Annotated in this window: 28 protein-coding genes; 15 read left to right on the forward strand and 13 right to left on the reverse strand. The window is 66.1% G+C overall.

Annotated features, from left to right (window positions below; all coding sequences use genetic code 11):
* Nucleotides 1-94 precede the first annotated feature (94 nt).
* The 5 genes from AB4118_RS03665 to AB4118_RS03685 form a co-directional block, all read right to left on the reverse strand.
* On the reverse strand, nt 95-1,369 hold the full coding sequence (locus AB4118_RS03665; protein ID WP_441488447.1) for a M20/M25/M40 family metallo-hydrolase: 1,275 nt from the start codon (nt 1,367-1,369) through the stop codon (nt 95-97).
* Nucleotides 1,370-1,659: 290 nt separating this feature from the next.
* Nucleotides 1,660-3,009 carry an LLM class flavin-dependent oxidoreductase gene (locus AB4118_RS03670; RefSeq protein WP_441488448.1) on the reverse strand — a complete coding sequence of 450 codons (1,350 nt, stop codon included), beginning with the start codon at nt 3,007-3,009 and terminating at the stop codon, nt 1,660-1,662.
* A 23-nt stretch (nt 3,010-3,032) separates the two neighbouring features.
* Nucleotides 3,033-3,776, reverse strand: coding sequence for an ABC transporter ATP-binding protein (locus AB4118_RS03675; protein ID WP_441488449.1), 744 nt, complete (start codon nt 3,774-3,776; stop codon nt 3,033-3,035).
* Entirely contained in the window at nt 3,773-4,657 is an 885-nt protein-coding gene (locus AB4118_RS03680; protein WP_441488450.1) for an ABC transporter permease, read from the reverse strand. The genes AB4118_RS03675 and AB4118_RS03680 overlap by 4 nt, the downstream gene beginning before the upstream one ends.
* 8 nt (nt 4,658-4,665) lie before the next feature.
* Nucleotides 4,666-5,709 carry an ABC transporter substrate-binding protein gene (locus AB4118_RS03685; RefSeq protein ID WP_441488451.1) on the reverse strand — a complete coding sequence of 348 codons (1,044 nt, stop codon included), beginning with the start codon at nt 5,707-5,709 and terminating at the stop codon, nt 4,666-4,668.
* A 403-nt stretch (nt 5,710-6,112) separates the two neighbouring features.
* On the opposite strand from AB4118_RS03685, the gene AB4118_RS03690 reads away from it, so the two are divergent.
* Complete coding sequence (locus tag AB4118_RS03690; protein ID WP_441488835.1) at nt 6,113-6,589, forward strand: CYTH domain-containing protein; 477 nt, start codon at nt 6,113-6,115, stop codon at nt 6,587-6,589.
* Nucleotides 6,590-6,736: 147 nt separating this feature from the next.
* On the opposite strand, the gene AB4118_RS03695 is transcribed toward AB4118_RS03690, so the two are convergent.
* The gene (locus AB4118_RS03695) at nt 6,737-7,069 is read right to left on the reverse strand and encodes a hypothetical protein (protein WP_441488452.1); all 333 of its coding nucleotides are present in this window, start codon (nt 7,067-7,069) and stop codon (nt 6,737-6,739) included.
* Nucleotides 7,070-7,401: 332 nt separating this feature from the next.
* Here AB4118_RS03695 and AB4118_RS03700 point away from each other — a divergent pair, with 332 nt between their 5' ends.
* Genes AB4118_RS03700 through AB4118_RS03710 form a run of 3 tightly spaced genes read left to right on the forward strand, consistent with a single transcriptional unit; the run spans nt 7,402 to nt 8,842 of the window.
* Nucleotides 7,402-8,391 carry an aldo/keto reductase gene (locus tag AB4118_RS03700; protein WP_441488453.1) on the forward strand — a complete coding sequence of 330 codons (990 nt, stop codon included), beginning with the start codon at nt 7,402-7,404 and terminating at the stop codon, nt 8,389-8,391.
* Between the two features lie 32 nt (nt 8,392-8,423).
* Nucleotides 8,424-8,606, forward strand: coding sequence for a hypothetical protein (locus AB4118_RS03705; RefSeq protein WP_441488849.1), 183 nt, complete (start codon nt 8,424-8,426; stop codon nt 8,604-8,606).
* 47 nt (nt 8,607-8,653) lie between these two features.
* Nucleotides 8,654-8,842: a hypothetical protein gene (locus tag AB4118_RS03710; protein ID WP_441488836.1), complete on the forward strand. Its 189-nt coding sequence runs from the start codon at nt 8,654-8,656 to the stop codon at nt 8,840-8,842.
* Here AB4118_RS03710 and AB4118_RS03715 read toward each other — a convergent pair.
* On the reverse strand, nt 8,839-9,513 hold the full coding sequence (locus AB4118_RS03715; RefSeq protein ID WP_441488454.1) for a LuxR C-terminal-related transcriptional regulator: 675 nt from the start codon (nt 9,511-9,513) through the stop codon (nt 8,839-8,841). The two genes, AB4118_RS03710 and AB4118_RS03715, sit on opposite strands and share 4 nt — an antisense overlap.
* Nucleotides 9,514-9,835: 322 nt before the next feature.
* Here AB4118_RS03715 and AB4118_RS03720 point away from each other — a divergent pair, with 322 nt between their 5' ends.
* Nucleotides 9,836-9,961 carry a hypothetical protein gene (locus tag AB4118_RS03720; RefSeq protein WP_274533569.1) on the forward strand — a complete coding sequence of 42 codons (126 nt, stop codon included), beginning with the start codon at nt 9,836-9,838 and terminating at the stop codon, nt 9,959-9,961.
* Between the two features lie 115 nt (nt 9,962-10,076).
* Here AB4118_RS03720 and AB4118_RS03725 read toward each other — a convergent pair whose 3' ends face one another.
* From AB4118_RS03725 to AB4118_RS03745, 5 genes are all read right to left on the reverse strand, one after another.
* Nucleotides 10,077-10,946, reverse strand: coding sequence for a DUF4344 domain-containing metallopeptidase (locus AB4118_RS03725; RefSeq protein WP_441488455.1), 870 nt, complete (start codon nt 10,944-10,946; stop codon nt 10,077-10,079).
* Between the two features lie 773 nt (nt 10,947-11,719).
* A complete protein-coding gene (locus AB4118_RS03730; RefSeq protein ID WP_441488456.1) occupies nt 11,720-12,418 on the reverse strand; it encodes a RibD family protein in 699 nt (232 codons plus the stop codon).
* Nucleotides 12,419-12,519: 101 nt separating this feature from the next.
* A complete protein-coding gene (locus tag AB4118_RS03735; RefSeq protein WP_441488457.1) occupies nt 12,520-13,587 on the reverse strand; it encodes an NAD(P)-dependent alcohol dehydrogenase in 1,068 nt (355 codons plus the stop codon).
* A complete protein-coding gene (locus AB4118_RS03740) occupies nt 13,584-13,940 on the reverse strand; it encodes a carboxymuconolactone decarboxylase family protein (protein WP_441488458.1) in 357 nt (118 codons plus the stop codon). Before AB4118_RS03740 ends, AB4118_RS03735 begins: the two co-directional genes overlap by 4 nt.
* The gene (locus tag AB4118_RS03745; RefSeq protein ID WP_441488459.1) at nt 13,937-14,353 is read right to left on the reverse strand and encodes a (R)-mandelonitrile lyase; all 417 of its coding nucleotides are present in this window, start codon (nt 14,351-14,353) and stop codon (nt 13,937-13,939) included. Before AB4118_RS03745 ends, AB4118_RS03740 begins: the two co-directional genes overlap by 4 nt.
* 126 nt (nt 14,354-14,479) lie before the next feature.
* Here AB4118_RS03745 and AB4118_RS03750 point away from each other — a divergent pair, with 126 nt between their 5' ends.
* The gene (locus AB4118_RS03750) at nt 14,480-15,373 is read left to right on the forward strand and encodes a LysR family transcriptional regulator (RefSeq protein ID WP_441488460.1); all 894 of its coding nucleotides are present in this window, start codon (nt 14,480-14,482) and stop codon (nt 15,371-15,373) included.
* Nucleotides 15,374-15,630: 257 nt separating this feature from the next.
* Here AB4118_RS03750 and AB4118_RS03755 read toward each other — a convergent pair whose 3' ends face one another.
* Nucleotides 15,631-16,563, reverse strand: coding sequence for a LysR family transcriptional regulator (locus tag AB4118_RS03755; protein ID WP_441488461.1), 933 nt, complete (start codon nt 16,561-16,563; stop codon nt 15,631-15,633).
* A 291-nt stretch (nt 16,564-16,854) separates the two neighbouring features.
* Here AB4118_RS03755 and AB4118_RS03760 point away from each other — a divergent pair, with 291 nt between their 5' ends.
* From AB4118_RS03760 to AB4118_RS03800, 9 genes are all read left to right on the forward strand, one after another.
* The gene (locus AB4118_RS03760; protein WP_441488837.1) at nt 16,855-18,288 is read left to right on the forward strand and encodes an NAD-dependent succinate-semialdehyde dehydrogenase; all 1,434 of its coding nucleotides are present in this window, start codon (nt 16,855-16,857) and stop codon (nt 18,286-18,288) included.
* Nucleotides 18,289-18,328: 40 nt separating this feature from the next.
* Entirely contained in the window at nt 18,329-19,315 is a 987-nt protein-coding gene (locus tag AB4118_RS03765) for a dihydrodipicolinate synthase family protein (RefSeq protein ID WP_441488462.1), read from the forward strand.
* Between the two features lie 33 nt (nt 19,316-19,348).
* Nucleotides 19,349-19,900, forward strand: a complete 552-nt coding sequence (locus tag AB4118_RS03770) for a 3-hydroxyanthranilate 3,4-dioxygenase (protein WP_441488463.1) — start codon at nt 19,349-19,351, stop codon at nt 19,898-19,900.
* A 118-nt stretch (nt 19,901-20,018) separates the two neighbouring features.
* Nucleotides 20,019-21,185, forward strand: coding sequence for an ABC transporter substrate-binding protein (locus AB4118_RS03775; RefSeq protein ID WP_441488464.1), 1,167 nt, complete (start codon nt 20,019-20,021; stop codon nt 21,183-21,185).
* 15 nt (nt 21,186-21,200) lie between these two features.
* Entirely contained in the window at nt 21,201-22,115 is a 915-nt protein-coding gene (locus AB4118_RS03780) for a branched-chain amino acid ABC transporter permease (protein ID WP_441488465.1), read from the forward strand.
* A 4-nt stretch (nt 22,116-22,119) separates the two neighbouring features.
* A complete protein-coding gene (locus AB4118_RS03785) occupies nt 22,120-23,121 on the forward strand; it encodes a branched-chain amino acid ABC transporter permease (RefSeq protein ID WP_441488466.1) in 1,002 nt (333 codons plus the stop codon).
* Nucleotides 23,118-23,870 carry an ABC transporter ATP-binding protein gene (locus tag AB4118_RS03790; RefSeq protein ID WP_441488467.1) on the forward strand — a complete coding sequence of 251 codons (753 nt, stop codon included), beginning with the start codon at nt 23,118-23,120 and terminating at the stop codon, nt 23,868-23,870. The genes AB4118_RS03785 and AB4118_RS03790 overlap by 4 nt, the downstream gene beginning before the upstream one ends.
* Complete coding sequence (locus AB4118_RS03795) at nt 23,870-24,571, forward strand: ABC transporter ATP-binding protein (RefSeq protein WP_441488468.1); 702 nt, start codon at nt 23,870-23,872, stop codon at nt 24,569-24,571. The genes AB4118_RS03790 and AB4118_RS03795 overlap by 1 nt, the downstream gene beginning before the upstream one ends.
* Nucleotides 24,558-25,679: an alpha/beta hydrolase gene (locus AB4118_RS03800; RefSeq protein WP_441488469.1), complete on the forward strand. Its 1,122-nt coding sequence runs from the start codon at nt 24,558-24,560 to the stop codon at nt 25,677-25,679. The genes AB4118_RS03795 and AB4118_RS03800 overlap by 14 nt, the downstream gene beginning before the upstream one ends.
* The last annotated feature ends 1 nt before the right edge of the window (nt 25,680 follow it).

The following is a 25,680-nucleotide window of genomic DNA, read 5'->3' on the forward strand; positions in this document are numbered from 1 at the left end:
TTTCCGAAAACCGGGTTCCACTTTTCGGACCGATGCTCTGCGTTCGGGCATCGGATTCTTCCGAAGACCGGATTCCATTTTCCGGTCCGATACCCTAGGCGGCCGGGCTCGCGGGGCGACCGAGATAGTCGACCGCGCACATCACGTGCAGCTTGAGGACGGCGATGGCCTCATCCAGCGTGACATGTTCCTCATCGGTGCCCATGCTGATCGGGGACGGCCCGCAGATCAGCGCGGGGATGCCGCGCCAGCGCCAATAGCGCGTGTCGGTTCCGCCCAGGCTGCAGACCGGCGGCGCGTCATGGCCGAGCAGGCCCTTCATGTTGTCGCGAAGGATCGTCGCCATCTCGCCGAACGGGTCGGTGCTGCTCGCGGGATAGCTGTGGTCCTCGTTGACGAGCAGCGTGCAGTCGAACTCGGAAGCGAGGTTCTCGAGCTCGCCGCGGATCCGGTCCCGATCCGGGCCGATGGGGAAGCGCATATCCAGGTGCACGGAGCATTGCGTCGGGATCTGCGTCGCCTTCTGGCCGCCCTCGATGATGCCGGCATTGACCGTGATGCGCCGCGCGTTGTCGGCAGCCCCCTTCCCGAGATTGGCATCGGCTGCCGCAATGGTTTCGGGAGAGGTCAGGATCGCGTCGATCTCGGGAGGCAGGGTCGCAAGCTGCCGGTGGTAGCGCTGGTAGATCGCGTGAACGGCGTTAGTGACCTGCTCGATCGGATTGTTGGCCCGGTGCGGATAGCCGCCATGGCCGCCCGGTCCCTTCGCCCACAGCGAGAAGCGCAACGTGCCCTTCTCCATGAAGCGGACATTGGAGAGCCCGCTCGGTTCGCCGTTCAGGCAGCAATCGCCGGTGATTGCGTCGGCATGCTCGTCGAACAGGAACTTCGTGCCGTAGCGGCCGCCCGATTGCTCGTCCGATACGACGGTCAGCGTCAGGGTGCCGTTCAGGCGATCCCGATAGGGGTAAAGCAGGCAATAGGTCAGGATGGAGGCGAGCGTTCCGGTCTTCATGTCGGACGCGCCGCGGGCGACGATGCGGTCCCCCACGATCTCCGCCGCCCACAAGGCATCGTCCGTCACCGGAAAGACATCCATGTGGCCGTTGAGGACGAGATGGCGCCCGGGCCGGTCGGTATCCCATCGCGCCAGAATGTTGGGCATGTCGTCGCGGCAGGAGACCGTGCGGTGAGCAAGCCCGAAGCGGTCGAGGATGCCGCGCACGAAATCGGCCGCCTCACGCATGTCGCCCGGCGGATTGACGCTCCGGATGCGCAGGAAATCCTGCAGGAGAGCGAGGAACTCATCACGCCGATCGTCGATGGCTCGGCAGAGTTCGTCTTTAACGGCGGCAATGTTGCTTGGCATGTATTGATCCGGAGGCACGGTTTTTTCACAGCCGCTCCGGTTTCCGGCGGGGCTGTCGCGATTCAACAAGAACCGGCCTGGCGCGCCATTTTTATTAGGAAAAGTAATGAACTAAATTAACCCACCTAATTTCACGTGATTTGCCGATGCCCGGCCCGCGCGAGGCGGATCGAGCGCCCGATGGCGCGCTCCCGCACGCCTGAGCGATGAACCGGAAACGCGCCGGTCACCGATTTCCCGACCGGCCGGCGGGAGCTCGCTCTCGCGCGGACGCGGGCGCGCTGCGGCGATCAGGCGGATCTTTGCAGCGGCGCCTGCCGATCGAATTGGCTCGGCACCGGATCGAGCCCCAGGCGCTGGCGCAAGGTGCCCTCGCCATACTCGGTCCGGAACAGTCCGCGCTTCTGCAGCAATGGCACGACCTCGCCGGTGAAGAGCGCGAACTGGCTCGGCAGGATCGGCGGCATGACGTTGAAGCCGTCGGCCGCGCCCGAGACGAACCAGTCCTCGATCACATGGGCGATCTGCTCGGGCGTGCCGGTCGCGGTGAAATGCCCACGCGCTCCGGCAAGGCTGTGCAGCAACCCGCGCAGCGTCGGCCGCTCGCGCCCGACCAGGGCGGTGATCGCCTGCGCCCGGCTGCGCGAGGCCTGCACCTGCGAGGGATCGGGAAAATCGTCGACCGACAGGACCTGGTCGAGCTTCAGATGCGAGAAGTCGTGGCCGCCGAAGCGGTTCGACAGGCGCGACAGGCCAACTGTCGGGTGGGACAGCTCGTTCAACTCCTCCCAGACCCGCTTCGCCTCGACTTCAGTCGAGCCGATCGCGGCGCTGATGCCGGGCAGGATGACGATCTGGTCGCCCCGGCGGCCGAGCACGCGGGCTTGCGTCTTGATGTCGGAATAGAAGGCAATGGCGCTCTCCTTGGTGAGATGCGCGGTGAAGATCGCCTCGGCATAGCGGGCCGCGAAAGCACGGCCATCGGTGGAGGCGCCCGCCTGGACGAAGACAGGCCGCCCCTGCGGCGAGCGTGGGATGTTCAGCGCGCCGGCAACGCCGAAATGCGTGCCGCGATGGTCGGCGCGGCGGATCCGGTCGGGCCTGGCGAAATGCCCGGTCTCGCGGTCGTCGAGGATCGCGTCCTGCGCCCAGCTGTCCCAGAGTTTCGAGGCGACCTCGACGAACTCGTGGGCCCGCTCATAGCGCTGGTCGATCCCGGCCTGCCGCTCCTGGCCAAAGTTCCCCGCGGCCGCCGGCGCCCAGGAGGTCACGATGTTCCAGCCGATGCGGCCGCCGCTGAGATGGTCGAGCGAGGCGAGCTGGCGGGCGAGATTGTAAGGCTCGCTATAGGTCGTCGAGGCCGTCGCTATCAGCCCGATGCGCTCGGTCAGGGCAGAGAGTGCGCCGAGCAGGGTCAGCGGTTCGAGTTCGCCGCGCGCCGCATGCTCCAGCTCGTCGCCCAGCGCGACATGATCGGCGAAGAAGACGGAATCGAGCTTTGCCGCCTCGGCCGCCAGCGTCAGGTCGCGGTAATAGGAGACGTCGGTCAGCGCCCGTTGCGTCGAGCCGTCGTGACGCCAGGCCGCCTCGTGATGGCCGCGACCGTTGATGAAGAGATTGAGGTGAAGTTCACGGGTCATGGGTTCGCTCTCTCGGGTGGCGGTCAGATGGGGTCGGTGACGCCGAGCGCGGCGAGGAGTTCGCCACGCAGCACAGCAAAGCCCGGGTGCCTGGCGCGCGGGTGGGCCAAGGAAACCGGCTGATCGAGGGTGATGCGCCCTTCGTCGATGACGAGCACGCGATCGGCGAGCTTGATCGCTTCGTCGACGTCATGGGTGACGAGCAGGACGGTCGGGCGATGCTGCCGGATCAGGCGGAAGAGGAGATCGTGCATCCGGATCCGCGTCAGCGCGTCGAGTGCGCCGAAGGGCTCGTCCGCCAGAAGCAGGCGCGGCTGGCGCACCAGGGAGCGGGCGAGCGCCACCCGTTGCTGTTCGCCGCCGGAGAGCGCGTTCGGCCACGCCTCCTCCCGCCCGGAGAGGCCGACATCGGCCAGCGCCTGCCGCCCGCGAGTGTCGCTATCAGCCGCATGCAGGCCGAAGACGACATTCTGCAGCACGCTCTTCCAGGGCAGCAGCCGCGAATCCTGGAAGAGGACGGAGCGGTCGGCCGGCACCGTGAGCGTGCCTTCGCCCTCGACACCATCGTCGAGCCCGGCGATGGCGCGCAGCAACGTGCTCTTGCCCGAACCGCTCTTGCCGATGAGCGCGACGAACTCGCCCGCGGCGAAATCCAGCGAGACGGGCCCGAGCACACTGCGGCCGGAGAAGCGGCGCGTGACGTCGCGCAGGCTGAGCGCGAGGGCGTCCGGCTGCGGCAGGCGGAGCGGATGAGCCGAGGCGTTCATGACGCCAGCGCCTTGCGATAGGACAACGCCTTGCGCTCCCAGAGCCGGACGGCGAAATCGGAGCCGAGGCCGAGCACCGCATAAATCGCTAGGCCGACCACGATGATATCGGTCTGGCCATAGTCGCGGGCGCGGTTCATCAAGTAGCCGATGCCCTGGCTGGTATTGATCTGTTCGAGCACGACGAGCGCCGTCCAGCAGGTGGTCACGGCAAGTCGCAGGCCGGTGAAGAAGCCCGGCAACGCGCCGGGCAGCGCCACCTCGCGCAGGAAGGCGCTGCGCGTCAGCCCGACGCTGCGGGCGAGCTCGACATGGCGGATATCGATGCCCCGCAGCGCCGCATGGGTGTTGATATAGATCGGCACGAAGACGCTGGAGGCGATCAGGGCCACCTTCATGGCCTCGCCGATCCCGAGCCAGAGGATCGCGAGCGGGATCAGCGCGAGCGTCGGGATCGCCCGCTTGATCTGGACGAGGCCGTCGATCGAGGCCTCGCCCATCCGGCTGAGACCGGATGCGAGCGCCAGCAGCAGGCCGACCGCGACGCCGATGCCGAGCCCCAGATAAGCGCGGCCCGCCGATGCCAGGAAATGGTCGGCAAGCGTGCCCGATTGCAGCAGCTCGAAGCCGGTGAACAGGGCGGTCGACGGCGCCGCGAGGAATTTCGGCGAGAGCCACCCCGTCAGCGAGGCGAGCTCCCAGAGAACGACCAGCGCAACTGGCCCGAACAGGATGGCGCCCGCAGGCAGGCGGCCGGGCGCCAGTTTCGGTAGCTTGCCCTGCGCGGGGGGCGCCGGGTGAGCCTGCGCCGGAACGCCCGCAATCGCGGCGAAGGGCACCGAATAGGCCGTGGCAATCAGCGCGTGGCTTTGATCGGACATGGACAGCCTCAATTGGATTTGGCGGCGATGATGTCGTCGAAGCGCAGATCGAATTCCTCGCGTGCATCGAGCCGTTTCGGCAGGTCGCCAGCCTCGTGGATGACGTCGATCAAGGCCTGCTGCTTCGGGATCAGGCTGGCGAGCAGGGGAAATTCGAAGCGCCCCTCGGCTTCGACGATCCTGCGCCCATCCGCCGGCTTGAGGTTCTGGCGCTTGACGTAATAGGCCTCGACCCAGCCCTCGGCATTCGCATGCGACCAGCGGTTGGCATCGATCCAGGCCGCCACGAACTCGCGAATGGCTGCGAGCTTGGCCGGATCGTCCAGGGCCCGCTTGCTCGCATAGAGATAGGTCAGGCTCTTCGGCAGTCGGTCGTTCTGGTCCTTCGGCAGGGCGCTCGCGCCGCGATCGGCGAAGTCGGCGAGATAGCGCGAGAAATGCGGCTCGTTCAGCGCCGCTACATCGACCTGCCCCGTTCGCACCGCATCCGGGAAATCGGCGGCCCGCAAGGGCACGAGCCGCACATCCTTCTTCGTCAGCCCCGCGAGTTTCAGCGCATTGAGAACGAAGGGCTGACGGCCCGTCCCCTCGCCATAGGCGATGCTCTTGCCGCGCAGTTCCTCCAGCGAGGCGACATTCAGTCCGGGGCGTACGGCCAGCGCGTAGTCGGTTTCGGACGAGGTGCGCGCCGCCACGATCGGAATCTGCTCGCCAGCCGCATGAGCCTGGATGGGCGGCGTGTTGCCGACGGTCGCGAGATCTAGAGCCCCCGCCCGGAAGGCCTCGAGAATGGCCGGGCCGCCGAGAAAATTGGCATAGGTCACCTGGCTCGACAGCCTGTCATGGGCGCCCGATGCCCGCATCAGGCTCTGCAGCGCCTCATTCTGATCGGCGACGACCAGCTTCGTGCCGACCGGAGCCTTCGCGAGTGGTGCGGGCTGCCCCTGGGCCGCCGCCAGACCGGGTGCGGCGACCGAAAGCAGGAGCGACATGGCCAGGATCGTGCGGCGCCTCAGCCCTTGTGTCCCTGCGGAAAGCGCATCGCTCGACATGGTTGTTCCTCACTCAGTTCGTGCCCGGCCAGGGATGAATGTCGCGACCGGTCGTCGAAATACTGGCGAAGAATCGTTCTTTTAGTCAAACAGAATGTTCTTTCTAAAATACGACGAAACGGCGAACGGCATTCTCCTGGAGCTGCGCATGCGAGAACGCTGCTGCTCGGCGAAAAATTCCGTCTCCGGGAGGGCGATGACGGAGCAAAGCGTTCGCTGTTGCTGCGGAGGCCCGGCCAGTATTGCGGCGGCACCGGAAAGGCCTTCGACGCCTGCCGGCCGAAACCCAATCCGGGATGCCGATCCGGGGCCCGGAGCGAAGCGGTGAGCTCCCCTTATGGGTTATGCCGAGAACGCCAATCAGGTTATCGCTGGTGAGACGAGACCCAACAGCGATCCGGACATGGGCACAGAGATTGAACGCAAATTCCTCGTCATCGCCGACGATTGGCGGGAGAAAGCTGGCCTGGGGCAGCCCCTGCGCCAGGGCTATCTTACGCCGAAGGGGACAACCAGCGTCCGCATCCGCTGTGCCGCCGCTGAGGCGTTCCTCACCATCAAGGGGGAGACTCATGGTCTGGCCCGCCCGGAGTTCGAATACGAAATCCCCGTCGCGGAAGCCGAGGAGATGCTGCTGACGCTGTGCATCGGTCCACCCCTCGAAAAGACGCGATACAGGGTCGAGCATGGCGGGTTGATGTGGGATGTGGATGTGTTCTCAGGCCGCCATGCGGGGCTTGTGCTCGCCGAGGTCGAACTGATCGAGGCCGCTCAGCATGTCGATCTTCCGTCTTGGGTCGGACTCGAAGTCACGAATGATCCTCGCTACCGAAATGCCGCGCTCGCCGAGGGGGACGTTCTGCCTCCAGCGTCGCCATAAGTTCGCCCCTCTTCCAGCGGTGACGAGCATTTTTGGGTTTGCCGCCTTCCGCCCCCCGGAGATATCGAGGATCAGTGGCAGGCGACAGCCTTCTGCCTCTGCATCGGCTGCCCGCAAAAGCCGCAATCCGCTTTTCGGGCCGGCGCCCTAAGGCTCCCCGCCATTGGGGTTCGGCCCCTCGCCGCCTCGCCGCGGCTGATCGCCAAGGCGCTCGGCCACGGCCTCCCGAGCCTGCGCAAAGATCATCCCGACCGTCGCGACGATATCGTTGAGCAGACGAGCATCCTCTTCGATGGAGACGCCTTCAATCGTTGCGTTCTTGGCGTCGTTCAGAAACCGCTGCTCCAGGGCATCGAGACGCTCCGGCCCGCCCAGAATGGCGATCTCGACCAGGGCGTTCCTGGCGAGGCTCGCTGCACCGGCCAGCGACGCTGCCAGCGTATTGATGAAGGCCTCCTGGCCATGGGGACCGCCGCGCATGGTTCCTCCCGGTTGCGGGCAATGATCGCACCGAGCGAGACGCCGTGTCGAATCCAGATGCCACTCCCAGCAGATTGTCCGAGCGGCCATCTGGGTTTGAGTTTCGCCCCGGAGCAGACCTCCACCAGCGGGGCGCTCGCCGCTCCCGAAGGGTATCACTCGGCGCGCACCGCGCGTGACGAACGCGCCAGTTTAGCACGCCACGGCCCAGGCTTACTCATGAACCACGGATATGACTTCATGCAGTTTATGCCGTCTAATTGATCGACGGCGCCTCCCCTATCTTCGGCAGCACGGCGAGAGAACGCCATTTGCACCGCGGAGAACAGGCGATGAAGACACGTCTTCTTGGACAGAATGGCCTAGCAGTCTCGGCCCTCGGTTATGGCTGCATGGGGCTGGATTTCGGCTATGCCAACAGGCTCAGCAGGCAGGAGGGCGTCACGCTGATCCGCCAGGCGGTGGAGCGCGGCGTCACCTTCTTCGATACGGCCGAAGTCTATGGCCCCTACACCAATGAGGAGATGGTCGGGGAAGCGCTACGACCGGTCCGTGACCAGGTGGTGATCGCCACCAAGTTCGGCTTCAACTTCGTCGAGGGCAAGCAGTCCGGCCTGAACAGCCGGCCCGCGCAGATCAAGGCGGTCGCGGATGCCTCCCTCAAGCGGCTCGGCGTCGATGTCATCGACCTGTTCTACCAGCACCGCGTCGACCCCGGCGTGCCGATCGAGGATGTCGCCGGCGCCGTCAAGGACCTGATCGCGGCCGGCAAGGTCAGGCATCTCGGGCTCTCCGAACCCGGCGCGAAGACAGCACGCCGCGCCCATGCCGTGCAGCCGATCACCGCCCTGCAGAACGAGTATTCGCTGTGGACGCGCAGCGTCGAGAGCAATGGCATCCTGGACACCTGCGAGGAACTGGGCATCGGCCTCGTGCCCTACAGCCCGCTCGGCAAGGGTTTTCTCACCGGCGCGATGAGCAAGGACACCAAGCTCGGCGAGGGCGATTTCCGCAGCATCCTGCCGCGCTTCACTCCCGAAGCCATGGCGAAGAACCAGGCCCTGGTCGATCTCTTGAAGCGTATCGGTACCGAGAAGGGCGCCACCCCGGCGCAAATCGCGCTCGCCTGGCTGCTCGCCCAGAAGCCGTGGATCGTGCCGATCCCCGGAACGACCAAGCTTCATCGCCTCGAGGAGAACCTTGGCGCCGTCGCGGTCGAGCTCACCGCCGCCGATCTTGCCGAGATCGAGCAGGCTGCGGCGGCGATCGCGATCGAGGGCGAGCGCTATCCCGCGCAATTGCTCGCGACCACCGGCCTTTGAGCGCCGGCAGGTCAACCGTACGGAACTGGCCCATGAGCAACGACATCGAAGCCAAGGCGCTGGCCTGCACCGCCTCCGGTCGCGCCCTGATGGCCGGCCAGCCCTGGCGGGTGCTCGGCTTGCCGAGCGCGCTGATGGGGTTCGCGTCGATCTCGACCGACCTCTATCTGCCCGCCTTGCCGGAGATGGCGCTCTTCGCGCCGATACCGGGCTGATCGAGCTCACGGTCTCGGGTTTCCTGACCGGCTTCAGCCTCGGCCAGCTGTTCTGGGGCCCGATCAGCGGCCGCTATGGCCGGTGCCGGCCGGTGGCGATCGGCCTCGTGCTCTTCGTCATCGGCACGGCCGGTTGCGCATTCGCGGGCAGCGCCGGAGCGATGATCGGCTGGCGCATCGTCCAGGCCGTCGGCGCCATCATCTCGGGCAAGCAGATGAGATCAGGCTTCCCTTAGGAGTGGAGCCTTGTGACCGTCGCGATGGTCATCGGCGGATAGAGCCTTTGCGCGGCGAGCACCACCTCGAGGCGGTTGCGCACGTTCAACTTGGCCATCAGGTTGGTCATGTAGCCCTTGATGGTCTTGTCGCTGAGCGATAGCTCGCGGGCAATCTCGCTGTTGCGTTTCCCGAGCAGCAGCAATTTGACGATCTGCTCCTCGCGGACGCTGAGCCTGTTGCTGATCGCCTTCTGGCGTTCGACTGCCTTGTCCTGCAAGGCACCGATCACCTTGGTCGCGAAGGCGGGTGTGACATAGACATCGCCGTGCTGCGCGGCCTGAAGCGCCTGGAACAGATCCTCGCCGGGGCTACCTTTCAGGACATAGCCCCTGGCTCCGGCATCCAGGGCCCTGATCGCATCATCGGGGCTTGTCGAGGCTGTGAACACGATGATATTTGTCTCGGCAGCGATCTTCAGCGCGTCCGCAATGGCTTGGAAGACATCCCCCACCATGTTGAGATCGACGATCATCTCACCGGGGCGGTGCGTCCTGACGATCGAGACGATATCCTCCGCGATGTTCCCGGTCGCGGTGAGCGCGAAACCGCCCCATCGTTTGAGCAGTGCTCCGATCCCCTCCATCAACAAGGGGTGGTCGTCGACGATCGCAACCGAGCGGTCCGGCATGATCCCAGAACCTCTGTACTGAACTTCACCTCCCCAGGCCGAGCGAATGGTTGCTTAGTCAACGCTCTTTGTAAATGCTAAAAAAATCGAAACATTCTCGAACCATCATGGGCCGGAAGCGGAGCAGGAAGGCCGGGCCGGCAGGGGTTCGACCATGGCTCCGCGATTTGCCACCCTTCTGCCCCGGCGCTGCGACGATCAGGGCAACGATCACACCATCAGTTTGCGCCGGGATAAACTTCGAGGCGAGAATTCATCGGGATTTAGTCGCCAATCTGTACTATGATGACGGGGTGGGGACCTACTCAACGAGGGCTGCGCAATGAAAACACTCCTGATCCTGGCTGTTTCAGTGGCGTTGTCTGGCGTCGGCGGATGCGCCTATTACGGCAAGGGCAAAGCACCCCCGCCCGCGCCAGCGGCAACGCCCATCGTCACCAAGGGCTGACGCCCCAAGCCAATTTGTCAGAGAACGGCCGGTTCAACTGGCCGTTCTCTTCTCGCAATACTTGCCAGCCCTGCTCTCGTTGCCTGGCAGGCTCCGCTTTCTCCAGACAGATGCCCTATTTCGGCGCGGCGGAATTCACCTGTGGATACAGTCGGGCCAGCGCCGCCTGGTCGAGATGCGGGACGAGCAGCGTCTTGAACGCGTGTTCGACCTGTTCATACTCGACCTTGCAGCCACTGGCGCGCTCGGCCGGCAGCACGCCCTTGTCAACCAGCGCCTTGTAGCGGACGGGGTCGGAGCCATAGGCGAGGCAAAGCACGTTGTACATGCGCTGCAGCGGAGTGCTGTGAGCATCGGCGAATGTCTGCCCGTCGACCGGGCCGCCCGGCATCCGCTTGAGCTTCTTGAAGCTGTGGACGCCCGCCTCGTTGAGGTAGCAATAGACGATGCCGGCGATCAGGCCGTACGCATCAGCCTTGTAAAGGTTGAGCTCCACGTAGGACGCGACGAAATCGGCGGCGTCCTCCTCATTTCCCAGCACCGGTACCTTCAGATAGTCGAAGATCGCGTGCCCGCCTTCGTGAAGAAACAGGTCGATGACCGGCCCGACAAGAGCATCGTTCTCACTCACCCAATCGGGCCGCTTGGGATTGCGCGCGATGTCGAGGACATACGCGACATACTCGTAGCAGATCGTGATCTCGTCATTCTCGAACCAGGCATCGATCTCGCCGTCGCAGCCCTTCGCCTTCAGCGTCAGTGGCCTCGGCAGCCGGAAAAGCCGGTAGAATTCGGCCGCCTTCTCGAGTGCCTGCTTTTCACGCAGGAGATCGAGAACTGGCTGGTGCGCCGGGTTCTTCGGCGCCTCATAGGTGCTGGTGACGACAGGTGCCGGCACGGCCGGCTGCGCAGACGCCGCTCCGGTCACGCTCAAAGCCAAGCCGAAAGCGCACAGGCCGAACGACAGTCTGGAGGCTGGCCTCATGGCGGCTCCTCTTCCTGATGCGACCGATCAGGCAGATGCCAGCCTAACCCAGAAGGAGTGCTTGCGGGAGAGCGTCTGCGCCGTGGCAGGTCGGCTGAGACTTCGGATGGGATGACCGGGTTTCGATCGGGACGGCACCTTGGCCTTGCCCGGCGTCGCCGCGCGTTGGCAATGGAGGATACGAGCCGGAATAACCGTAATGTGTCCTTCGCCTCATAGACCGGACCTTCCCGCCCTCGCGATGATCTGCCCATACTCATGGGGTGGGTTGCAGGGGGTATGAGATGGACCAGAGACGCGTCGCGGCGGCCGTCGAGGCGGCCGCCCGGGCATTGCATGAATCCGTACGAAACCATCATCAGTTTCATTGGGACAAGATGACCGAAACCTGGCGACAGGACTTGCGGAGCTACATTCAGCCCAGCGTGATCGCTGCGCTCGAGGCATCGGACCGGATCGTCGCGTCCTCGCCTCCCAGATCGGCATCGGTTGCGAGGCCGCGGCTGCCCTCGGTCGGGCGCTGACGCCGGCACCGCAAAGGCGGAGCGGCAGAAGTGGTTGCATCGCCAGGACTGGCCACGCCATGTGGAATGACGCGGCCATGATCCTGAGCGCGCGTGCCTGCGCCCCTGCCGCTGGACCAGCAAGGCCATGCCGATGACGCTGCGACAGCGCAGATCGCCACGCTCGAGCCGCTCGAAGGCGTCGTTGATCTCGTCCATGCGGATCATCTCGACATCGGGATGAACCCTTCTTGGCGCAGCGTCCGGGCCTCAGCGCGGCGCCACGATGTAGCGCAGATGCAGGATGCCATGCGCCAGCGGTTCGCAGCTCTTGAAGGAGAGCTGCACATCGCCGTCGAGGCCGTCTTCTCCGGCCTCGACGAAACCCTGATGTCCGCCCCGTCCGTCGAGGGCGGGCACGAGGAGCAGGCTCAACTCGTTGACGAGGCCCGCGGCGAAGAAAGAGCCGTTGATACCGGCGCCGCCCTCGAGCAGCAGCCGGTGGATGCCGAGCTCGTGGCCGAGGACATCCAGCATGGCGGCCAGATCGATCTTCGCGGTTTCGGCGACGATATAGGAGACACCGTCCGCGGCGAGTTCGGCGAGATGACTGTCTGCAACCCCACGGCCGAGCAGCACCACGACAGGGTCGCCGCCGATCTTCGGCCCGGCAAAGTGGAGTTTGCCGGATGGATCGAGCGCTATCGCAAAGCACTCGGCTTCACGGACCGCGAAATGGCAGGGCCGCTCGACCGGGCCGACCTGGGCCGGTGCGTGCGGACCGACCTTGCTGATCTCGGCCATCGTTACCCGGCCGACGAGCCAGGCGTCGGGCTCGAGCCCCTCATGGACCTCTTCATAGAGCCTGGACCATTCGGCCTTGCTGCCATCGGGGCTCCAGGTGAAGCGGCTCGGATGGAGGCTGCCGTCCAGCGACGAGAGCATGTGGCAGATGACGATGGGTCTCATGGCTTGCTCCCCCAAGGCGCTCGCACGGAATGGCACCGCCATTCGGAATGGCACCACCATGCGCGATGGCGCGGCCATGATCTTGATCCGACCCGCGCGCCCTACCCCGCCTGCGCTGGAACCAGCGAGGCCATGTCGATGACGAAGCGGTAGCGCACATCGGCGCGCTCGAGCCGCAGGAAGGCGTCGTTGATCTCGTCCATGCGGATCATCTCCACATCGGGATGAACCCCCTTCTTGGCGCAGAAATCGAGCATCTCCTGCGTCTCGGCGATGCCGCCGATCGGCGAGCCGGCGATGCGCCGGCGGCCGAGCAGCAGCGGCACGGTCGAGGGCTCCGCGAGCGGCCCGACCTGGCCGACCAGGACGAGCGTCGCATCGACATCGAGCAGCGAGAGATAGGGGTTGATGTCGTGCTTGACCGGAACGGTATCGATGATCAGGTCAAAGCCGTTTGCGGCCCTGGCCATGGCCTCGGCATCGCTGGAGACCAGCAGCCGGTCGGCGCCGAGCGCCAGCGCATCGGCCTGCTTGTCTGCCGTACGGCTCATCACCGTGACATCGGCGCCGAGCGCAGCCGCGAGCTTCACCGCCATATGGCCGAGGCCGCCGAGCCCAACCACGCCGACGCGGCTGCCCGGTCCGACATTCCAGGTGCGGAGCGGCGAATAGGTGGTGATGCCGGCGCAGAGCAGCGGCGCGACCTTGGCGAGATCGAGCCCGTCAGGCACGCGCAACGCAAACTCCTCGCGCACCACGAGGTGCTTGGAATAGCCGCCATAGGTCGGCTCGGCCGGCTCGCAGGAGAAGCGCTCCTTGTCGTTATAGGTCTGGACATTGCCCTTGCGGCAGAGCTGTTCCAGCCCCTTGCGGCACTGGTCGCAGGCCTGGCAGGAATCGACCATGCAGCCGACGGCGACATGATCGCCGGCCTTGCAGCGGCGGACATCGCGGCCGACCGCGGTCACCCGGCCGACGATCTCATGGCCCGGCACCATGGGATACTGGCTCCAGCCCCAGTCGTTGCGGGCCTGGTGCAGATCGGTGTGGCAGACGCCGCAATAGAGCACCTCCATCGCAACATCGTTCGGCCGAAGCTCCCGCCGCGTGACATCGAAGGGGGCGAGCGGCGAAGCGGCCGACCGGGCGGCATAGCCAATGGTCTTCATCCCAGATCTCCCGTCCTGATGGTCGTTGAAGCGCCGGCCTCATCGAGGGCCTGGCGCAGCACCGGAATGGCGGAATTGGCGGTCGGCCAGCCCCCTGAGAGGGCGAGATGGGTGACGAGCTCGGTCAGCTTGTCCGCCGTCACGCCGTTGTCGAGCGCGCGCCGGACATGGCCGGGCGGTTCGTTCGTGCGGTTGAGCGCAACCAGGCTCGCGACGGTGATCAGGCTGCGGTCGTACTTCGACAGGCCGGGGCGCTCCCAGACCTCGCCGAACAGGACGCGATCGCCCAAACCGGCAAGGGCCGGAGCGACATCGCCATAGGCCTTTTGCGCAGGGCTGCGATCATCCGTCATCCCTGCACCTCTGCGCGATGAACCTGCCCGAGATAATCCTGGTCCACGACCTTCTCCATCCAGGTCACCACCGAACCATCCTTCATCGCGGCAATGGCGACATGCGCCATGGCGCAGTCCGGCGCGGCGCCGTGCCAGTGTTTCTCGCCCGGTTCGAACCAGACGATGTCGCCAGGCCGGATCTCCTCGACCGGACCACCCTCGCGCTGCACCCGGCCCAGCCCCGAGAGCACCAGAAGGGTCTGGCCGAACGGATGGGTGTGCCAGGCCGTCCGCGCCCCGGGTTCGAAGGTGACGGTCGCGCCGCTCAAGGCGCCGCCGCCGGCGAAGGGCGCATCGATCCTGACCGTGCCCGTGAAATACTCGGCCGGCCCCTTTGCAGAAGGCTGCGCCCCGCTTCGCTTGATGTCCATCCACGTTTCCTCACGTCCTCGTGCCTGGAGCCGGACAGACTCCCGCTCCTCCCAAGCACTGTAGCCGCGCGACATTCATTGGATTAGGCGATAGAAACCGCATGAAGCCATATCGGGAGTTCATGAATGCGGCGCGAGGAACTGGTCGATCTCAATGCCTTCCTGACAGTCGCCGAGGAGCAGAGCTTCACGCGCGCGGCCGCCAAGCTCGGCACCTCGCAATCCTCGCTGAGCCATACGGTCCGCCGGCTCGAGACCAGGCTGGGCGTGCGCCTGCTGACCCGCACCACCCGCAGCGTCGCGCCGACCGCGGCCGGGGAGCGGCTGCTCGGCACGCTGCGCCCGGCTCTGGAGAGCATCGGCTCGGAACTGGCCTCCCTCAACGAGTTGCGCGAGAAGCCGGCCGGGACGATCCGCATCACGACCTCGGAGCACGCGGCGACGACCGTGCTCTGGCCGTCCCTGGAGCGGTTCCTGCCGCATTACCCCGACATCCATGTCGAGCTCAGCATCGATTCCAGCCTGACCGACATCGTCACCGAGCGCTTCGACGCCGGCGTCCGGCTCGGCGAAGCGCTCGCCAAGGACATGGTAGCGGTCCGGATCGGGCCGGATCTGCGCATGGTGGTGGTCGGATCGCCCGGCTATCTCGCCACCCGCTCCATTCCCCTGACCCCGCATGACCTCGCCGAGCACAGCTGCATCAACCTGCGCCTGTTGAGCGGCGGCGGCCTCTACGCCTGGGAGCTGGAGCGGGATGGACGCGAAGTCCGCGTCCGGGTGGAGGGTCGGCTCGCCTTCAACAATGTCAGTATGATCGCGCGCGCCGCCGAGGCCGGCTTCGGGCTCGGCTTCGTGATGGAGGACCATGTGGCGGAGCAGCTTGCCCGGGGCAGCCTGGTCCGCGTGCTGGAGGACTGGTGCCCGCCCTTTTCCGGCTACCACCTGTATTACCCCAGCCGGCGCCAGCCATCGGCGGCCTTTGCGCTGCTCGTCGAGGCTTTGAGGTATCACACGTGAGGCAGGTCTGACCGCCCCGGCGAATACTGCCGGATGATGAGAGCAGCGTCCGAGAATAGTCGCCCTTCCTCGTCGGCCGCTTTCCCCAGAGCGATCATTCGGCGCGGACAGCCGGACTGCCATGGCCAGCTGCTAGCGGATCTCCCCCCGGGCCTGGGGCCCGCGCTCGGAGGAAGCACAGTCGAGATCGAGCGGAAGCCGCGCTGCAGGCCGTGGGGCGAGTCTGCGTCGTCTGACGGCCGTAGGCTCCGTGCCCGTCACATCCCCGCCTCGCTCGACATGCTCCAGTCCAGTTCGCCCAGTCGCCGGATCGAGCCGCGCAGAATGCTCTCGAAAGCCAGGACGGCGGGCGACGGCGAACGGCCGCTGGGCCGGATCATGACGACGTCGCGTGCGATCGTCGGCTCGACCAGGGGGCGGGCGGCGATCGGGCGATGTGGGGTCATGGCCAGCGCATAGGTCGGGAGCACAGCGATCCCGAGGCCGGCCTCGACCAGCGCCAATGCCGTGGCGATCTGCGAGACCGCGTAGAGCGGTCGCAACGGCACTTCAGCTGTCTCATAGCCGACCTCCACCAGCAGCCTGATACCGCTGTCCCTGGTCAAGGTGATCAGAGGCTGCCCGGCCAGATCGGCCCATGGCAGCGAGGAGCGCGTGGCGAAGGGATGCGTCCGGGCACAGAACAGCATGAGACTGTCCCGCGCCAGCGGCATGCGTTCGATGCCGTCCTCGATCGCCGAGAACGTGCCCAGCCCGCAATCTGCCCGGCCAAGCCTGACCTCCTCGACGATCGCATCAGTCCGCGCGTCGATGATGGCGACCTCGATGCCGGGATAGCGCTGGCCGAGCTCGACGATGGCCATCGGCAGCAGGACGGCCGCCAGCAAGGGGGGAGCAGCGACGACAATCCGGCCACGCCGTCTTTCTGCGAGATTATTGGCGTTGCGCACGGCCAGATCCAGGTCGTGCATGATCTTGGCCGAGGCGCCCTGGAACTCGCGCCCGCCCTCGGTCAGTTCGACGCGCCGCGTCGTCCGGTCGAACAGGCGCAGGCCGAGTTCCCGCTCCAGCTCACGCACGAGCTGCGAGAGTGCGGGCTGGGCCATGTGCAGCCGTTCCGCAGCCTTGGTGAAGGTGCCGCATTCCGCCACGGCGAGAAAGGCTTGGATCTGTCGAAGCGAGACGGTCATGGCAGACACTCATAAGCAAATCATCTGAATTCATACAAATATGTAGAATTGCCGTATAGCCCATCCCAATCGATGATCCTGGTCAAGGCGGGGGTCACGCATCGGGCGGGCCCGGCCCTGGAGATGGCCGGGGATGGCAGGGCTTCAGGTCAAGGAGCGTCCCGCGCAGCAGGATGACAACGGGCCTCGCAGCGCGCCGCACGGGCCATCGTGCCCCTCGCGGAGCGAAGCCGGATGCTCGTCGATCGCAAGCGCTGTGCTCCCGCCGGCACCGTCCATTCGAGGCTCATGATGAACTGCTACCCTGACCTTCAGATGTATATCGGCGGCGCATGGAAGAGCGCCTCGAATGGGCAGCCGGTCCTGAACCCCGTCGACGAGAGCGTCATCGGCATGGTCCCGCTCGCGACGCGGTCGGATCTGGACGCCGCGCTGTCCGCGTCGGCCGACGGGTTCAGGATCTGGAGCCGGACATCGCCGCGCCGGCGCGGCGAGATCATCCTCAAGGCCGCCGCCCTCATGCGTGAGCGCATCGAGGAGATCGCCTTCTCGATCACGCTGGAACACGGAAAGCCGATTGGACAGGCCCGCCTGGAGGTGATCCGGGGCTGCGAGTTCTTCGAATGGGATGCCGCCGAAGGCCAGCGCCTCTATGGCCGCGTCATCCCCAGCGAGCCCGGCATCAAATATATCGTCATGCATCAGCCGATCGGGATGGTGGCGGCTTTCTCGCCGTGGAACTTCCCGATGAGCCAGCCCTCCCGAAAGATCGCCGGCGCGTTGGCGGCCGGCTGCTCGATCATTCTCAAGGCTGCCGAGGAGACGCCTGCCGGCGCCATCCATATTGCCCGGGCCTTTCACGATGCCGGGCTGCCGGCCGGCGTGCTCAACCTCGTCTTCGGCATTCCGTCGGAGGTGTCCGACTATCTCATTCCCCAGGAGCAGACCCGCCTGATCGCCTTCACCGGCTCGACCGCGGTCGGCAAGCACCTGACGACTCTGGCGGCGCGCCATATGAAGCCCGTGCTCATGGAGCTTGGCGGCCACGCCCCGGTCATCGTTTGCGACGACGTCGACCCGGTGGCCGCCGCCATCGCCTCCGCGCAGCGCAAATCGCGCAATACCGGACAGGTCTGCACCTCTCCGACACGCTTCTTCGTTCACAAGAGCATCTACGCCACCTTCGCCCAGACCTTCGCCGAGAAGGCCCGCGCCGTGACCATCGGCAATGGCCTGGACCCATCGACAGAGATGGGCCCCGTCGCCAATTCCCGCCGCATCGAGGCGCTCGAGACGCTTGTCGCCGATGCACGGGCCAAGGGAGGGCGCGTGCTGGCCGGCGGCGAACGGCTCGGCAACCGCGGCTACTTCTTCCCGGTCACCGTCATAGCCGATGTTCCCGATGACGCGCGCGCCATGCGAGAGGAGCCGTTCGGCCCGCTGGCGCTGATCAATCCGGTCTCGTCCCTCGACGAGGCGATCGAGAAGGCCAATGCCCTGCCCTTCGGGCTCGCCGCCTATGCGTTCACGCATGCCGCAAGCAATGCGGACCGGCTGGCGGAAAGGATCGAGGCCGGCAACCTCTCGATCAATACCCTCGAGGCCTCCGTCGCGGAGACGCCGTTCGGGGGCGTGAAGGACAGCGGCTACGGCCGCGAGGGCGGGGCCGAGGGGCTATCGCATTACACCGTCATCAAGAACGTCTCGCACCGCATGAGCATCTGAACGCGGTCTCTGACGGCGGGGCCGCAACAGGAGCATCGGCATGAAATATTCAAAGAAAGACGCAAAGGCCTATGCCCGCGCCAATATGAAAGGCATCTGGGCTGCCGCGCTGACGCCGTTCACCCGCGATCTCGCGATCGACCGGGACGGCTTCAGCGCGAATATCCGGCACTGGACCGATCAGCTCGGCATCGACGGCCTGTTCATCGCCGGCAAGCAGGGCGAGTTCTTCTCGATGTCGCTCGAGGAGCGCAAGCTCAGCTTCGAGATCGCCGTCGCGGCCGCGGCCGGCCGGGCCGCGACGATCATGTCCTGTTCGGACCAGAACATGGATGTGGTGATCGATCTCGCCCGGCATGCGCAGAAGGTCGGCGCCGACTACATCGTCATCCACGCCCCGGTCCTGCATTTCTTCAAGGCGCAGGAGGAGACGGTCTACGAATACTACCGGACGATTGCCGAGAAGGTCGATATCGGGATTGCGCTGTGGAGCCATCCCGACAGCGGCTACCTGCTCTCGCCACAGCTCTGCAACCGGCTGGCCGACATCGAGAACGTCGTCGCGATCAAGTACAGTGTGCCGCGCCCGATGTATGCCGAGCTTACCAGGCTCGCCGGCGATCGCATCCTGGTCAGCAGCGCCTCCGAGGAGGAATGGCTCGACAACATTCTCGAGCTCGGCTGGCAGCTCTATCTCTGCTCCTCGCCGCCCTGCCTGATCCAGACGCCGCATGATCTGCGGATGCGCGAATATACCGATCTCGCCTTCCGTGGCGACGCCGCGCAGGCGCGCGCCGTGCGCGACAGCCTGAACCCGGTCCGCGAGGCGCTGCGTGGCACACGGCCCGCCGAGAAGCCGCACGCCCATCAGAAATACTGGCAGGAGCTGCTCGGCCAGGCCGGCGGCCGGGTCAGGCCGCCGCTGCTGGAGCTGACGGAGACCGAGAAGGCCGCGACGCGCGCCGCCTTCGAGTCCTGCGGCCTGAAGCTGCACGCCGCAGATGCATCATTGGCCAAGACCGGCTGAACCGCCGGCAGACGAAACGGGAGAGGTGGAACGATGGCGACGGAAGGACGGCTGAAGGCCTTCAACTTCGCGAAATGGATCGAGGAGCACCAGCATCTGCTGAAGCCTCCGGTCGGCAACCAGCAGATCTGGACGGATTCCGACCTGATGGTCACCGTCGTCGGCGGCCCCAACCAGCGCACCGACTATCATGACGATCCGGTGGAGGAGTTCTTCTACCAGCTCAAGGGCGACATGATGCTCAAGGTCGTCGATGACGGGAAGCATTACGACGTGACGATCCGGGAGGGCGAGATCTTCCTGCTGCCGCCGCATGTACGCCATTCGCCGCAGCGCCCGCAGGAAGGCTCGATCGGCCTCGTCATCGAGCCGAAGCGGCCCGAGGGCTGGCTCGATGCCTTCGAATGGTACTGCTTCAACTGCACGAAGCTCGTGCATCGCGTCGAGGTCGATCTGGTCAGCATCGTCGACGACCTGCCGCCGCTCTACAAGGCCTTCTACAACAACGAGCAGGCCCGCACCTGCCCGCATTGCGGCACGCTCCATCCCGGCAAGGAACCGCCGGCCGGATGGGTCTGCCTGTAGGAATTCAACGGCGCGGCCGAATCCCGGCCGCGCCGTCGGTTCCTCCCACGCAAGCGCCAGCACGGATAAGGCGCAGCAAGAATCTCAGAGGCATGAACGCAAGCAACTGGAGCTCACGATGACATTTCGCAGATTGCTATTGGGCCTGCTGGCCTCCGCCTCGATGGCAGGAGCTGCCATCGCCCAGCAGCCCGTCAAGATCGGCATGATCACCACCCTGTCCGGACCAGGCGGATATCTCGGCCAGGATATTCGCGATGGCTTCAAGCTCGCCATCGAGATGCAGGGCGGCAAGCTCGGCGGCGTTCCCGTCGAGCTCGTCGTCGAGGATGACGCTCTCAAGCCCGGTCAGGGCAAGCAGATCGCGGAGCGCATGCTCAAGACCGATGGCATCAAGATCCTGACCGGCATCGTCTTCTCGAACGTCGCCGGCGCCACCGTGCCCGACATCGTCGATTCCGGCGCGCTCTATGTCAGCGCCAACGCCGCGCCGTCCAATCTCGCGGGCAAGGAATGCCACGAGAACTACTTCGCCATCGCCTGGCAGAACGACAGCCTGCACGAGAGCGCCGGCCAGAACGCCAACAATCTCGGCTACAAGAAGGCCTTCGTCCTGGCAGCCAACTACCAGGCGGGCAAGGATGCCATCGCCGGCTTCAAGCGGATGTTCAAGGGCGAGGTCGTGGGCGAGGTCTATACCCGTCTCGACCAGACCGATTTCGCCGCGGAGATGGCGCAGATCCGCGCCGCCAATCCCGACTTCGTCTACCAGTTCAACCCCGGCGGCCTCGGTATCGCATTCTTGCGCCAGTACCAGCAGGCGGGATTGACCGGCAAGATTCCGATGGTCGTCGCGGCCCCCTCGCTCGATGCGGTGACGCTTGCCGCGGTCGGCGATGCCGCGCTTGGCGTGAACGCCTCGAGCCACTGGAATTCCGACTTCGACAACCCAGCCAACAAGGCCTTCATGGCGGCCTGGACCAAGGCCTATAACCGCCCGGCGACCTATTACGCGAGCCAGGGCTATGACACGGCGCTGGCCATCGCCTCCGCGCTCAAGGCCACCGCTGGAAAACCCGATGTGCCGGCCCTGCGCAAGGCGCTCGCCAAGGCCGATTTCCAGTCCGTGCGCGGCGCTTTCAAGTTCGGCCCGAACCAGCATCCGATCCAGGATTGGTATGGGCTGCGGGCCGAAAAGGACAGCGACGGCAAGCTCGTCCTCAAGACCGTCGGCAAGATCCTGACGAATTACGGCGACGCCTACGCGGCGCAGTGCAAGCTCTGATCAGGTGGACCGCCCATGGCGCTGATCCTCGAACAACTGCTCAACGGCCTGCAGTTCGGCGTGATGCTGTTCCTGCTCGCCGCCGGGCTGACACTGATCTTCGGCATCATGGGCGTGATCAACCTGGCGCATGGCTCGCTCTACATGATCGGTGCCTATGCCGGAGCCTTTGTCGCGACCAGCACGGGCTCACTGCTGCTCGCAGTGCCAGCCGGGCTCGCCGCGGCGGCTGCGGCCGGCATGGCGGTCGAACTCCTGGTCCTGCGCCGGCTCTATGCGCGCGACCATCTCGACCAGGTGCTCGCGACCTTCGCGCTCATCCTCATCTTCAACCAGTCGGTGACGATCCTGTTCGGCAGGCAGCCGCTCTTCGTCTCGGTGCCTCCTGAGCTGAACGGCTCCGTCGAATTGCTCCCAGGGCTGGTCTATCCGGTCTACCGGATCGCGGTCATCGCGGTCGGCCTTGCGGTGGCCCTCGGGCTCTATCTCCTGATAAACCGCACACGCGTCGGCATGCTGGTGCGCGCCGGCGCGACCCATCGCGAGATGGTCAGGGCGCTCGGCGTGGACATTCGCCTGCTGTACACCGCCGTATTCGGGCTCGGCGCGCTGCTCGCCGGACTTGCCGGGCTGATGGCGGGGCCGATCCTCGCCGTCCAGGTCGGCATGGGCGAGCAGATCCTGATCATGACCTTCGTGGTCGTGGTGATCGGCGGCGTGGGCTCGATCCGGGGCGCCTTCTTCGGCGCGCTGATCGTCGGCCTCGTCGACACCAGCCTGCGCGCCTTCCTCCCCGGCCTGCTGCGCTCGGTCATGAATCCATCCGAGGCCGATGCGCTCGCGGGCGGCCTGTCCTCGATGGGGATCTACCTGCTGATGGCAATCGTGCTGCTCGTGCGCCCGAAGGGGCTCTTTCCCGCCCATGCATGACATCATGACCAGTCCTGTCGCCCGGGCGCCGGCCCGTGGCCGGCTCCTGACCGCTGCCGCGATTGGCCTGGCGCTCGGCGCCCTGCCCTTCGTCCTGCAGGCCATCGGCCAGCCCTCGCTCGTGCCCCTGGCGACCCTCGTGCTGATCTACGCGATTGCCGCCGCCAGCCTCAATCTCGCCCTGGGCTTCGGCGGGATGGTGAGCTTCGGCCATGCCGCCTTCTTCGGCATCGGCGGCTATGTCGTCGGCATCCTCTACCAGGGCTTCGTCGGCGACACCTTGCTCTTCGGCCTGCTGCCGGGAACGAACCAGCTCCTGATTACCCTTCCCGCCGCGATGCTTGTCGCGGGCATCCTCGCCCTCTGCATCGGCGCACTCTGCCTGCGCACGAGCGGCGTGCAGTTCATCATGATCACGCTCGCCTTCGCGCAGATGCTGTTCTTCCTGTTCGTCTCGATCAAGGCCTATGGCGGCGATGACGGGCTGATCATCCGCCGCCGCAATGTCCTGTTCGACCTCGATACCCGCAACGACACGGTGTTCTACTTCATCTGCCTGGCGGCGGCCTCACTGGTCTTCGGCGCGCTTTCGCGGATCGTCGGATCACGCTTCGGCATGGTCCTGATCGGCATCCGGCAGAGCGAGCGCCGCATGGCGGCGATCGGCGTCGCGCCCTATTCCTACAAGCTCACCGCCTTCGTCGTCTCCGGCATGGGGGCCGGGCTCGCCGGGGCGCTGATGGCCAATTACCTGCGCTTCGTCAGCCCCGACATGCTGCACTGGACCAAGTCGGGCGAGCTGATGATCATGGTCATCCTCGGCGGTGTCGGCACGGTCCTTGGCCCGCTGTTCGGCGCGGCTGCGCTCGTCATCCTGGAAACCGTGCTCACCGCCTGGACCGAGCACTGGCAGCTCATCCTCGGGCCTGTCCTGCTGTTCGTCGTCCTGTTCACGCAGGGCGGGCTCAGCGCGCTCTTCAACCGCGTCGGAAGGGTCGGGAGATGACGCAGCCCCTGCTTTCCGTCCGCAACCTGCAGAAGCGTTTTGGCGGACTCGTAGCCACCGACAAGGTCGATCTCGACGTGGTCGAAGGCGAGGTCCACGCCCTGATCGGCCCGAACGGCGCGGGCAAGACCACGCTGATCACCCAGCTCTTCGGCGAGCTCTCCCATGACGAGGGCGAGATCCGCCTGGACGGCGAGGATATCGGCCGGCTGCCGACGCCGCAGCGCGTCCGTCGCGGCCTCGCCCGCACCTTCCAGATCACCCATCTGCTGCCGGACTACACCATGCTCGACAATGTCGCGCTGGCCGTGCAGGCCCATGAAGGGCACAGCTTTCGCTTCTTCGCCAATGCCCGTCGCGACGAGGCGCTGCGCGCCAGGGCACGGCAGCATCTGGCGGCGGCCGGCTTGGCGGCGCGCGCCGAGGTGAGAGTCGCCGATCTCTCCCATGGCGAGCAGAAACAGCTCGAATTCGCGGTGGCGCTCGCCTGCGAACCGCGCCTTCTCCTGCTCGACGAACCAATGGCCGGCCTCGGCCATGCCGAGAGCGAACAGATGGTCGCGATGCTCCGGGCCCTGAAGGGGCGCGTCACCCTGCTGCTCGTCGAACACGACATGGACGCGGTCTTCGCGCTGGCGGACCGGATCTCCGTGCTTGTCTATGGCCGCGTGATCGCGACCGGGACAGCCGCCGAAATTCGCGACAACCCGGATGTCCGCATCGCCTATCTCGGCGAGGGAGACGCCTGATGCTGAGCGTACGCAACCTGCAATCGGCCTATGGCGCCAGCCAGGTCCTCTTCGACGTCGCGCTCGACATCGCGGAGGGCGAGGTCGTGACATTGCTCGGCCGCAACGGCATGGGCAAGACCACCACCGTGCGCTCGATCATGGGCCTGCTCCCGCCGAAGGCCGGCGAAGTCCGGTTCGGGGGCCGCGCCGTATCGGGCAGTCCGCCGGAGAAGATCGCCCGCTGTGGCATCGGCCTGGTGCCGGAAGGCCGGCAGGTCTTCCCTACGCTGAGCGTGCGCGAAAACCTCGTCGCCACCGCATCGAACCGGCTGAAGCGTGCACAGCCCTGGACGCTCGAACGGGTCTATCGCCTGTTCCCGCGCCTTGAGGAGCGCGCCTGGCAATCGGCGCGGACCCTGTCAGGCGGCGAACAGCAGATGCTCGCAGTCGGCCGGGCGCTGATGACCAATCCGAAGCTCCTGATCCTCGACGAGGCGACCGAGGGGCTCGCGCCGGTGATCCGCGCCGAGATCTGGTCCTGCATCGAGGTGCTCAAGGCGCAGGGCCAGTCCATCCTGCTGATCGACAAGAACATCAACGTCCTCAAGCGCATCGCCGATCGCCACTACATCCTCGAAAAGGGCCGCACCGTCTGGTCCGGCAGCAGTGTCGATCTCGCAGCGCAGGCAGAAATGGTCCATCGCTATGTCGGCGTCTGACATAGTCGCGGCAGAGCTCGTCGCGACGACATCCCTGACCGATCCGGTCGAGGCGCTGCGCGATGCGCTCGCGACGATCCTCGACGGGCTGGTCGCAGCCGGCTGCGGGCCGCAGCATCTGCTCTCGATGACATGGGAGACAAGCGAGCCGGCGGCCTTCCATCTCTCGCGCCATGAGGTCGAGCTCGCCTATCGCGAGGTCTTCGCCGGCTTCCGCCCGCCGATCCGGCTGCAGCCGAGAGCGGAGCCCGGCCTGGCGATCCGCGCGCGGCACTCCGAGCCGACACCACCACCGGAGAGGCTCGTTCAAGGCCACACGCTGCCGCAGCTCGCCCGCCAGTACAGTCCGCGCCTGCAGGCCGACATGAAGGCGCTGTTCCGGCAATGGAGCCGCGACGGCGAAGCCTTCCGCGCTCATCACCGCGGCCGCGACCTGGCCTATGGGCCGGGGCGTCTCGAGACGCTCGACCTCTACCTGCCACGGGGCGTCTCGCGCCCGCCGCTCTGGGTCTTCGTCCATGGTGGCTACTGGCAGGCCTCCGACAAGGTCCAGCACGCGCAGTTCGCACAGGGCATGCTGGCGGCCGGCTTCGCCGTCGCCATGCCGAATTACGGGCTTGCGCCCGAGACCCCGCTGGAGCGGAGCGCGGAGCAGATCGTCGCTGCCCTGAACTTCCTGGTCGGGGAAGCCGAGGCGCTCGGCATCGACGCCGCGCGGCTGCATCTCGCGGGGCATTCCGCCGGCGGCCACCTCGCCGCCATGGCGCTGGTTGCGTCGGATGCCCCGCCCATTGCCTCCGGGCTCTTGCTCTCGGGTCTCTTCGACCTGACACCGCTCGGCCATCTCCCGCTCGGGCGCCTGCTTGGCCTCGACGACCTGGCCCGGGCCGAACGCCTGAGCCTGCACGGCCGGCCCTGCCCCTCCGCACGCCTCGCCTTCGCCGTTGGCGAAGTGGAAAGCGATGCCTTCAAGGCCCAGTCAGCCGCACTTGCCACCGCCTGGCGGGCCGGACCGCCGGTCCTTTGCGCGGGACATCATTTCAGCCTCCTCGACGGCCTGAACGGTGGCAAGCTGCTCGAACTCGCTCGCAACACGGCCGGCGCTTGAC

Origin of the sequence: Allobosea sp. 2RAB26 (assembly GCF_052115465.1) — a bacterium.
Lineage (GTDB): Bacteria > Pseudomonadota > Alphaproteobacteria > Rhizobiales > Beijerinckiaceae > Allobosea.

Excerpts from the sequence above, each read along its gene's own strand:
- AB4118_RS03665 (WP_441488447.1), bottom strand. The coding sequence starts at position 1,369 with ATGCCAAGCAACATTGCCGCCGTTAAAGACGAACTCTGCCGAGCCATC.
- AB4118_RS03670 (WP_441488448.1), bottom strand. The coding sequence starts at position 3,009 with ATGACCCGTGAACTTCACCTCAATCTCTTCATCAACGGTCGCGGCCAT.
- AB4118_RS03675 (WP_441488449.1), bottom strand. The coding sequence starts at position 3,776 with ATGAACGCCTCGGCTCATCCGCTCCGCCTGCCGCAGCCGGACGCCCTC.
- AB4118_RS03680 (WP_441488450.1), bottom strand. The coding sequence starts at position 4,657 with ATGTCCGATCAAAGCCACGCGCTGATTGCCACGGCCTATTCGGTGCCC.
- AB4118_RS03685 (WP_441488451.1), bottom strand. The coding sequence starts at position 5,709 with ATGTCGAGCGATGCGCTTTCCGCAGGGACACAAGGGCTGAGGCGCCGC.
- AB4118_RS03690 (WP_441488835.1), top strand. The coding sequence starts at position 6,113 with ATGGGCACAGAGATTGAACGCAAATTCCTCGTCATCGCCGACGATTGG.
- AB4118_RS03695 (WP_441488452.1), bottom strand. The coding sequence starts at position 7,069 with ATGCGCGGCGGTCCCCATGGCCAGGAGGCCTTCATCAATACGCTGGCA.
- AB4118_RS03700 (WP_441488453.1), top strand. The coding sequence starts at position 7,402 with ATGAAGACACGTCTTCTTGGACAGAATGGCCTAGCAGTCTCGGCCCTC.
- AB4118_RS03705 (WP_441488849.1), top strand. The coding sequence starts at position 8,424 with ATGAGCAACGACATCGAAGCCAAGGCGCTGGCCTGCACCGCCTCCGGT.
- AB4118_RS03715 (WP_441488454.1), bottom strand. The coding sequence starts at position 9,513 with ATGCCGGACCGCTCGGTTGCGATCGTCGACGACCACCCCTTGTTGATG.
- AB4118_RS03720 (WP_274533569.1), top strand. The coding sequence starts at position 9,836 with ATGAAAACACTCCTGATCCTGGCTGTTTCAGTGGCGTTGTCTGGCGTC.
- AB4118_RS03725 (WP_441488455.1), bottom strand. The coding sequence starts at position 10,946 with ATGAGGCCAGCCTCCAGACTGTCGTTCGGCCTGTGCGCTTTCGGCTTG.
- AB4118_RS03730 (WP_441488456.1), bottom strand. The coding sequence starts at position 12,418 with ATGAGACCCATCGTCATCTGCCACATGCTCTCGTCGCTGGACGGCAGC.
- AB4118_RS03735 (WP_441488457.1), bottom strand. The coding sequence starts at position 13,587 with ATGAAGACCATTGGCTATGCCGCCCGGTCGGCCGCTTCGCCGCTCGCC.
- AB4118_RS03740 (WP_441488458.1), bottom strand. The coding sequence starts at position 13,940 with ATGACGGATGATCGCAGCCCTGCGCAAAAGGCCTATGGCGATGTCGCT.
- AB4118_RS03745 (WP_441488459.1), bottom strand. The coding sequence starts at position 14,353 with ATGGACATCAAGCGAAGCGGGGCGCAGCCTTCTGCAAAGGGGCCGGCC.
- AB4118_RS03750 (WP_441488460.1), top strand. The coding sequence starts at position 14,480 with ATGCGGCGCGAGGAACTGGTCGATCTCAATGCCTTCCTGACAGTCGCC.
- AB4118_RS03755 (WP_441488461.1), bottom strand. The coding sequence starts at position 16,563 with ATGACCGTCTCGCTTCGACAGATCCAAGCCTTTCTCGCCGTGGCGGAA.
- AB4118_RS03760 (WP_441488837.1), top strand. The coding sequence starts at position 16,855 with ATGAACTGCTACCCTGACCTTCAGATGTATATCGGCGGCGCATGGAAG.
- AB4118_RS03765 (WP_441488462.1), top strand. The coding sequence starts at position 18,329 with ATGAAATATTCAAAGAAAGACGCAAAGGCCTATGCCCGCGCCAATATG.
- AB4118_RS03770 (WP_441488463.1), top strand. The coding sequence starts at position 19,349 with ATGGCGACGGAAGGACGGCTGAAGGCCTTCAACTTCGCGAAATGGATC.
- AB4118_RS03775 (WP_441488464.1), top strand. The coding sequence starts at position 20,019 with ATGACATTTCGCAGATTGCTATTGGGCCTGCTGGCCTCCGCCTCGATG.
- AB4118_RS03780 (WP_441488465.1), top strand. The coding sequence starts at position 21,201 with ATGGCGCTGATCCTCGAACAACTGCTCAACGGCCTGCAGTTCGGCGTG.
- AB4118_RS03785 (WP_441488466.1), top strand. The coding sequence starts at position 22,120 with ATGACCAGTCCTGTCGCCCGGGCGCCGGCCCGTGGCCGGCTCCTGACC.
- AB4118_RS03790 (WP_441488467.1), top strand. The coding sequence starts at position 23,118 with ATGACGCAGCCCCTGCTTTCCGTCCGCAACCTGCAGAAGCGTTTTGGC.
- AB4118_RS03795 (WP_441488468.1), top strand. The coding sequence starts at position 23,870 with ATGCTGAGCGTACGCAACCTGCAATCGGCCTATGGCGCCAGCCAGGTC.
- AB4118_RS03800 (WP_441488469.1), top strand. The coding sequence starts at position 24,558 with ATGTCGGCGTCTGACATAGTCGCGGCAGAGCTCGTCGCGACGACATCC.